The sequence below is a fragment of the Streptomyces sp. NPDC049541 genome (assembly GCF_044465725.1).
Taxonomy (GTDB): Bacteria; Actinomycetota; Actinomycetes; order Streptomycetales; family Streptomycetaceae; genus Streptomyces.
This window is the reverse complement of record NZ_JBITLY010000001.1, coordinates 442,363-450,404: the sequence shown is the minus strand read 5'-3', so window position 1 is coordinate 450,404 and position 8,042 is coordinate 442,363. Positions and strand designations below refer to the sequence as shown.

The following is an 8,042-nucleotide window of genomic DNA, read 5'->3' as shown; positions in this document are numbered from 1 at the left end:
AGCAACGGGGACAGCCCAGACGTGCTCTCGGCGGACTACGCCCTCAACCATCTCGACGCCGACCTCCGCTGGATGACCACGACGGCGGCCCGGCTCATCACCCTGACCGCGGAGGTAGACGCAGCATGAGCAACGGGGACAGCCCAGACAGCACAGTGCCGCTCCTGGCGGCCCGCGACCTCACCAAGGCGCACGGCAGGACCGAGGCGCTGCGCGGCGCCTCGGTTCAGCTGCGGGCCGGCGAGATCCTCGCCGTGACCGGCACCAGCGGCAGCGGGAAGTCCACGCTGCTGCACTGCCTGGCCGGCATCGTCCGCCCGGACGCCGGCTCGGTGACGTACGGCGGGCAGCGGCTCGACCAGCTGCCGGAGAAGCGGCTCAGCGAGCTGCGCCGCACCGACTTCGGGGTGGTGTTCCAGTTCGGGCAGCTGATCCCGGAGCTGACGGTCCTGGACAACGTGGCGCTGCCGCTGATGCTCGCGGGCGCCGCCCGCAAGGACGCGCAGGCGGCGGCCGGTGAGTGGCTGGAGCGGTTCGGCGTACGGGGGCAGGAGGCGCTGCGGCCCGGTGAGCTGAGCGGCGGCCAGGCCCAGCGGACGGCCCTGGCGCGGGCCCTGGTCACCGGCCCCGAGGTCGTCTTCGCCGACGAGCCGACCGGTGCGCTGGACTCCCTGGCGACCGAGCAGGTGATGACCGCCCTGGTCCACACGGCGCGCGAGGCGGGCACGGCGGTCCTGCTGATCACGCACGACGCCCAGGTGGCGGCGTACGCGGACCGCGAGGTCAGGCTGAGCGACGGGGCCGTGGTGGCGGCGGGGGTGACGGCGTGAGGGCGGATCTGCAGCTGGCGTGGCTGCTGACCCGGGGTTCGGACCGCCGGGAGGGGTGGCGCGTGCTGCTCACCGCCGTCGGCGCGGCCCTGGCGACCGGGCTGGGGCTGGTGATCGTCGCACTGCTGTCGCTGGACGGACAGCTCACCGTGTCCGTGGGCGGCGGTCTGCTCGACCAGCCCGGCACCCGTATCGGCGTGATCTTCGCGCTGTTGATGCTGTTCATCCCGGTGCTCGGCTTTCTCGGCCAGTGCGCCCGGATCGGCGCCGTGCACCGGGACCGCAGGCTGGCCGCGCTGCGGCTGGCGGGGGCCACACCCGCCCAGGTTCGGCGGATCGCGGCACTGGAGTCGGGGCTGGCCTGTCTGGTGGGGTCGGCGGTGGCCACGGTGTTCTCCGTGCTGACCCTGCTGCGGCTGTGGCACAGGCCCGCCCCCCTGGCCTGGGCGGGCATCGCCGTGGTGGCCGTCGGGGTGCCGGTGCTGGGGGCGGCCGTGAGCGCGCTGGTGCTGCGCCGTGTGGTGGCCTCGCCGCTGGGGCGGATACGGCGGGTGCGGCCGGCCGAGGGTCCGGGGCGGATGTTCCGGGTGGCGACGGCGGCGCTCGCGCTGGCGGTGGTGTACATCGTGACCATCCCCTTCTTCGATGACGTCCCGTTCGAGTTCGCGCTCGCCCCGCTCACCGTGTTCGTGGTGTGCCTGCTGGTCGGCGCGGTGGCGGTGTGGCTGACCGGGGCGTCGGCCCGGCAGCTGGGCGAGGGACTCACCGCCCGCGCCGAGAGCCCCGCCGTGCTGATCGCGGCGGGACGGCTGCGCGACGACCCGTGGGCGGCGGCCCGCACCCATGCCGCAGTGCTGCTGGTGACGGTGGCGGCCTCGGGCTTCGCAGGCGTACGGCAGGTCATGCTGGCGCAGCTGCACTCCCCGCACGACCACTACGCCGAAGGGAACGGGTTCTACGAGAACGGCCTGAACCTGACCGGCGCGGCGATCCTCGTCGCCCTCGCCCTGCTGCTGACCGCGCTCGCCGTGGGCACCGCCGAGTCCGTCGCCACCCGGCGCCGCGGCCTGGCCGCACAGGCCGCCGCCGGGGTGCCGCACGGCGTGCTGGCCCGGGCGCTGCTGCTGGAGACCGCGGTGCCGCTGGCGCCCGCGATCGCGGCGGCGGGCCTCGGCGGCACGGTGATCAGCTTCTGGTACGGCTCGATCGCCTCGGAGCACACGGCAGTGCCCGTGCCGTACGCCGCGCTCCTGGTCCCGCTCGCCGTCTACCCGGCCTGTCTGCTGGCAGCGGCCACCTCGATCCCGCTGCTGCGCCGCTCCGTCCGCCCGGCCGAACTGCGCTACGCATGACCACATGACCGTCCGGCCCGGGAGTACGGGGGGCTCCCGGGCCGGACCGCACAGCTGCCGCAGGCCCCGTCACCAGGGGTGTGCGAAGGCCCGGATCGTCAGGCGGAAATGCCGTCGATCCGGGCCATGGCGTCCTCCGCGCCGTACGGCTGCAAGTACGGCAGCCAGCGCGGGTCCCTATGGCCGGTGCCGATGATCCGCCAGGCCAGGCCCGTGGGTGGAGCGGGTTTGTGGCGCAGCCGCCAGCCGATCTCGAACAGGTGTCGGTCGGCCTTCACGTGGTTGCAGCGGCGGCAGGACGCCACCACGTTGTCCCAGACGTGTTTGCCCCCGCGGCTGCGCGGGATGACGTGGTCGACGCTGGTTGCGACGCCACCGCAGTACATGCACCGGCCCCCGTCGCGCGCGAAGAGCGCCCTGCGGGTCAGAGGAACGGGCCCCCGATAGGGAACCCGGACGAATCGCTTGAGCCGGACCACGCTGGGTGCGGGGACTGTGACGGTTGCGCTGTGCATGAAGGCGCCGGATTCCTCCAGGGAGACAGCCTTGTTCTCCAGGACGAGGATGAGCGCGCGGCGGAGCGGTACGACGCCGAGTGGCTCGTACGACGCGTTGAGGACCAGGACATGCGGCACGGATGCCTCCTTGGGCGTCGGCGGCGCGTGGCTCGCGCCGGGACGATCTGTAGTCAGTCTCCCCTCTTGCCTGGTGGAAGCGCCACCATGTCCCGGTAACGGGCTGGGAGTGTTTTCGACCACATCTGATTCATCCCCCGGAGGGGCAGCGGTTTATCCCACCTGCTCAACCCGGGGTGGGCACGGTCTCTCCTCAGAAGATGGCGGGGATTCGCACACCATGCCCCGATAGTGTGGTGGGTCTGCCGTACCGGTGACCTTTTCGTGACCTTGACCTTGACCGAGTCGACTTTCGGGACGGCAGACCGTTGCACCTGGAGGTTCCTGCCGTGTCCTTGCCCGCCGTCCTACTGGCCGTCGGCTCGTCGCCGTCGCCGACCTCCTCGGAGTCGACGACCCCGACGGTCCCCACGTTCCAGGACGCCCAGCAGAGCGCGACCAACGCCGCCAGCTGGGTCGAGCAGAACTGGTCCACGTGGCTCGCGATCGGACTCAGGGTCCTGCTGATCCTGGTGATCGCCGGGGTGCTCAGAGCGGTCGTGCAGCGGGCGATCACCAAGCTGATAGACCGGATGACCCGCACCGCCGAGGCCGTCGACGGCACCTCGCTGGGCGGCCTGCTGGTCAACAACGAGCGCCGCCGCCAGCGTTCCCAGGCGATCGGCTCGGTGCTGCGCTCGGTGGCGTCCTTCGTGATCCTCGGCACCGCGGCCCTGATGGTCCTGGCCGCGTTCCAGATCAACCTGGCCCCGCTGCTCGCCTCCGCCGGTGTCGCGGGTGTGGCGATCGGTTTCGGCGCCCGCAACCTGGTCACGGACTTCCTCTCCGGCGTCTTCATGATCCTGGAGGACCAGTACGGCGTCGGCGACACGATCGACGCGGGCGTGGCCTCCGGCGAGGTCATCGAGGTCGGCCTGCGCGTGACGAAGCTGCGCGGCGCGAGCGGCGAGATCTGGTACGTCCGCAACGGCGAGGTCAAGCGCATCGGCAACCTCTCCCAGGGCTGGGCGACGGCCGGCGTGGACGTGACCGTGAAGGCGGACGAGGACCTGGACCGGCTGAAGTCCACCCTCGACGAGGTCGCCGAGAAGATGAGCGCGGAGGAGCCCTGGAACGAGCTCCTGTGGAGCCCGATCGAGGTCCTCGGCCTGGACAGCGTGCTGCTGGACTCGATGGTGGTCCGGGTCTCCGCCAAGACCATGCCCGGCAAGTCCCTCACCGTCGAACGCGAGCTGCGCTGGCGCATCAAGCGCGCCTTCGACGCGGCGGACATCCGCATCGTGGGCGGCGCGACGGCCCCGCTCGACGAGGAGGAGGCCGCCGACCCGACCGCGGCGGTCTCGGCTCCGTCGGTGCTCTCCAACCCGGACTCGCCCCAGACGGAGGCAGCCTCGCCCATCGCCCAGCAACGGCCGTCGCTGAAGTAGGGGCCGGCCCCCACGCACTCCCACCCGCCCCCCAGGTAACGAGTCCGTTGCCTCGGGGGCGTTTTCTCTTGACGCCTCCTTCTCCCTGGGCTTACGTTCCTTTCCAGCCAATAGGAAACTTTCCTAACAGTGATCAGGAGACGGCCCACCGGTGATCGTCCGATGGACTTACCTCCCCGGTCGCTGAGAAGCTGGGCAGTCGAAAGGCAGGTGTCGACCCACATGGCAGGTACAGCCGGTACGCCGGGCACCCCGCGCGTCCTGCGCGCCATGAACGACCGCGCCGCCCTGGACCTCCTCCTGGAGCACGGCCCCCTGTCCCGTACGCGGATCGGCAAGCTCACCGGCCTCTCCAAGCCGACCGCCTCCCAGCTCCTCGCCCGTCTCGAAGCGGCCGGGCTCGTCCTCGCCACCGGCACCACCGAGGGACGCCCCGGCCCCAACGCCCAGCTGTACGAGGTCAACCCGGCCGCCGCGTACGCCGCCGGGCTCGACGTCACCCCCGAGCGCGTCCTCGCCGCCGTCGCCGACATCACCGGCCGCACGGTGGGCTCCTTCGAGCTCCCGACCCCGGGCAGGCGGCCCACCCAGCCCGTCGTCCGCCAGGTCACCGACGCCCTCGACGGTGCCGTGAAGGCCGCGGGGCTCGCCCGCGACGACATCCACCGGCTGGTCATCGGCACCCCCGGCGCCTTCGACCCGAACACCGGCCGCCTGCGCTACGCCTCCCACCTCCCCGGCTGGCACACCCCGGCCCTCCTCGACGAGATCGCCGCGGCCCTTCCGATGCCGGTCGAGTACGAGAACGACGTCAACCTCGCCGCCGTCGCCGAACAACGGCTGGGCGCGGCCCGCGGGCACGAGGACTTCGTGCTGCTGTGGAACGAGGGCGGCCTCGGTGCCGCCCTCGTCCTCGGCGGGCGACTGCACCGCGGCTGGACCGGCGGCGCGGGAGAGGTGGGTTTCCTTCCTGTTCCCGGCGCACCCCTGGTCCGGCACGTGACGAAAGCCAACAGTGGCGGCTACCAGGAGCTCGCCGGCTCCCAGGCCATCCCGCACCTCGCCGGTGAACTCGGCATCGGGCAGATCCCCTCGGGGCCGTACGCCGAGGTCGCCGCCGCCCTGGTCGAGCGGGCCGCCGCCGAGGACACCGTCCTGCATCGCAAGCTGCTGCAGACGTACGCGACCCGGCTGGCCACCGGTCTCGCCTCCCTCGTCTCCGTCCTCGACCCCGAACTCGTCGTCCTCAGCGGCGCCTCGCTGACCTCGGGCGGCGAGGTGCTGCGCGCCCTCGTCCAGGCCGAGCTGGAGGAGCTGGCGGCCTCCCGGCCCCGGCTCGTGGTCGGCGACGTCCGTGAACACCCCGTGCTGCGCGGCGCGCTGGAGAGCGCCCTCGCGACCACCCGCGACGAGGTCTTCGACACCTCCCGCTGACCCCCCGTACGCACCGCGTACGGGCCCCGAACTCACCCCCCGCCTTCCCTCACCATCCCCTGCCCTGTCCCTGGGAGACCCTGCCATGCCCGGAATGTCCCGGAAAGCGGCCCTCGCTCTCGCCGCCTCCGCCTCCCTCGCCCTGCTCGCCACCGCCTGTACCGGCCAGTCCTCCTCCAGCGCCGACGACGACGCCTCGAAGGACACCACCATCAACTTCTGGCACGCCTGGAGCGCGCCCAATGAAGTGAAGGCCGTCAACTCCCTGATCGCCGGCTTCGAGAAGGCACACCCCAACATCCATGTGAACGTCGTCGCCAACATGACCGACGACAAGATCAACCAGGCGCTGCGCACGGGCGGCGACAAGGCCCCGGACGTCATCTCCTCCTTCACCACCAACAACGTCGGAAAGTTCTGCTCGTCAGGTGCGCTGGTCGACCTCAATCCCTTCTTCAAGAAGGCGGGCATCGACCCGCAGACGACGTTCCCGAAGGCCATGAACGAGTACACCCAGTTCGAGGGCAACCGCTGCGCGGCACCGCTGCTGGGTGACGCCTACGGGCTCTACTACAACAAGACGGCCTTCGCGAAGGCCGGTATCAAGACTCCGCCGAAGACCTGGTCCGAATTCGAGACCGACGCCAAGAAGCTGACCATCCCGGACGGCGACAGCTACAAGCAGCTCGGGTTCATGCCGGACTACCACGGCTGGGAGACCACGACCGAGCACTACTTCGGCCAGTTCTCCCCGACGTACTTCGACAAGGCCGGCAAGTCGCAGCTCGCCACGGACCCCGCCTTCGAGGCCGGATTCACACTCCAGAAGAAGCTCGTCGACGAACTCGGCGGCTTCAAGAAGCTCGAGACCTACCGCTCCAAGCTCGGCGACGAATGGGGCGCCAAGCACCCCTTCCACACCGGTCAGGTGGCCATGCAGCTGGACGGCGAATGGCGTCTGGGAATGGCCCTGGACGCCAAGCCGAAGTTCGACATCGGCGTGGCCCCGCTGCCCGTCCCCGACGACCAGGTGAGCCAGTACGGAAAGGGTTACATCACCGGCACCATCACCGGCATCTCCGCCGCCAGCCACAAGCAGAACGCGGCCTGGGAGCTGGTGAAGTACATGACCACGGACACGGACGCGGTGGTGAACTTCTCCAACGCCATCCACAACGTGCCCTCGACGCTGGCCGCCCTGAAGTCCCCGAAGCTGAAGTACGACCCGCGTTTCAAGACGTTCCTGGACATCGCCGCTAACCCGAACTCGACCACCTCTCCGGCCTCCGTCAACGGCGGCGTGTATCTCACGACGATCCAGAACTTCGGCTACGACTACGAGAGCGGAAAGGTCACCGACCTCAAAGCGGGCCTGAGGAAGACGGCCGCGCAGATCGACACGGACATCGCGCAGGCGAAGTAATGGCCACGATCACCCTGGCGTCGAAGCGCCGCAGGTCGGCGCTTCGTACTCTCGCCTTCATGTCGCCCTGGTTGATCGGCTTCGCGGTCTTCTTCGCGTATCCGCTGATCTCGACGGTCTATTTCTCCTTCATGCACTACGACGGCTTCAAAGCGCCGACGTGGAGCGGGACGAAGAACTGGACGTACGTCTTCGAGCACTACCCGCTCTTCTGGCCGGCCCTGCGCAACACCCTCTGGCTGGTGCTGGTCATGGTGAGCCTGAGGGTCGTCTTCGGGCTCGGCGTGGGCCTGCTGATCACGAAGATCAAGACGGGCACGGGGGTCTTCCGCACCCTCTTCTACCTGCCCTATCTCGCCCCGCCGGTGGCCGCCACGATGGCCTTCGCCTTCCTGCTCAACCCCGGTACAGGACCGGTGAACTCGATCCTCGAAAAGGTCGGCATCCCGGCCCCCGGCTGGTTCAACGATCCCACCTGGTCCAAGCCGGCACTCACCCTGCTCGCTCTGTGGGGCATCGGCGACCTGATGGTCATCTTCATGGCCGCGCTGCTCGACGTACCGCAGGAGCAGTACGAGGCGGCGGAGCTGGACGGGGCGTCCGCCTGGCAACGGTTCCGGTATGTAACCCTTCCCAATATTTCGCCGATCGTGATGTTCGCCGTCGTCACCGGCGTGATCCAGACCATGCAGTACTACACACAGCCGCTCATCGCGGGAAAGGTCGCCTCGGGCGTGATCCAGGGCGCGGGCACCCAGTTCGAGCCCGGCTACCCCGAGAAGTCGACCCTCACCCTCCCCCAACTCGTCTACAACCTCGGCTTCCAGCGCTTCGACTACGGCTCAGCATGTGTCGTCGCCCTGGTCCTGTTCGCCCTGTCCATGGTGTTCACCGCATTCCTGATGCGGCGCCGGGGCGGTCTCAACCTGGCAGGTGACTGA

The 8,042-nt window shown here is 70.0% G+C and carries 7 protein-coding genes and 1 pseudogene; 7 read left to right on the top strand and 1 reads right to left on the bottom strand.

Annotation, left to right across the window (positions count from 1 at the left end; translation table 11 throughout):
- The 3 genes and pseudogenes from ACIBW9_RS02060 to ACIBW9_RS02050 form a co-directional block, all read left to right on the top strand.
- Positions 1-129, top strand: a pseudogene (locus tag ACIBW9_RS02060) (PadR family transcriptional regulator); the annotation flags it as partial.
- Positions 126-830: an ABC transporter ATP-binding protein gene (locus ACIBW9_RS02055; protein ID WP_398950291.1), complete on the top strand. Its 705-nt coding sequence runs from the start codon at positions 126-128 to the stop codon at positions 828-830. The pseudogene ACIBW9_RS02060 and the gene ACIBW9_RS02055, both read left to right, overlap by 4 nt.
- The gene (locus ACIBW9_RS02050) at positions 827-2,182 is read left to right on the top strand and encodes an FtsX-like permease family protein (protein ID WP_398950289.1); all 1,356 of its coding nucleotides are present in this window, start codon (positions 827-829) and stop codon (positions 2,180-2,182) included. The genes ACIBW9_RS02055 and ACIBW9_RS02050 overlap by 4 nt, the downstream gene beginning before the upstream one ends.
- 98 nt (positions 2,183-2,280) lie before the next feature.
- On the opposite strand, the gene ACIBW9_RS02045 is transcribed toward ACIBW9_RS02050, so the two are convergent.
- Entirely contained in the window at positions 2,281-2,817 is a 537-nt protein-coding gene (locus tag ACIBW9_RS02045) for an HNH endonuclease (RefSeq protein ID WP_046259555.1), read from the bottom strand.
- Positions 2,818-3,146: 329 nt separating this feature from the next.
- Here ACIBW9_RS02045 and ACIBW9_RS02040 point away from each other — a divergent pair, with 329 nt between their 5' ends.
- The 4 genes from ACIBW9_RS02040 (at position 3,147) to ACIBW9_RS02025 (ending at position 8,042) form a co-directional block, all read left to right on the top strand.
- Complete coding sequence (locus ACIBW9_RS02040) at positions 3,147-4,244, top strand: mechanosensitive ion channel family protein (protein ID WP_398950287.1); 1,098 nt, start codon at positions 3,147-3,149, stop codon at positions 4,242-4,244.
- A gap of 222 nt (positions 4,245-4,466) precedes the next feature.
- Positions 4,467-5,678 (top strand): ROK family protein, encoded by a 1,212-nt coding sequence (locus ACIBW9_RS02035; RefSeq protein WP_398950285.1) that lies wholly within the window; start codon positions 4,467-4,469, stop codon positions 5,676-5,678.
- A gap of 85 nt (positions 5,679-5,763) precedes the next feature.
- Positions 5,764-7,101: an ABC transporter substrate-binding protein gene (locus ACIBW9_RS02030; RefSeq protein WP_398950283.1), complete on the top strand. Its 1,338-nt coding sequence runs from the start codon at positions 5,764-5,766 to the stop codon at positions 7,099-7,101.
- Positions 7,101-8,042: a carbohydrate ABC transporter permease gene (locus tag ACIBW9_RS02025; RefSeq protein ID WP_398950281.1), complete on the top strand. Its 942-nt coding sequence runs from the start codon at positions 7,101-7,103 to the stop codon at positions 8,040-8,042. The genes ACIBW9_RS02030 and ACIBW9_RS02025 overlap by 1 nt, the downstream gene beginning before the upstream one ends.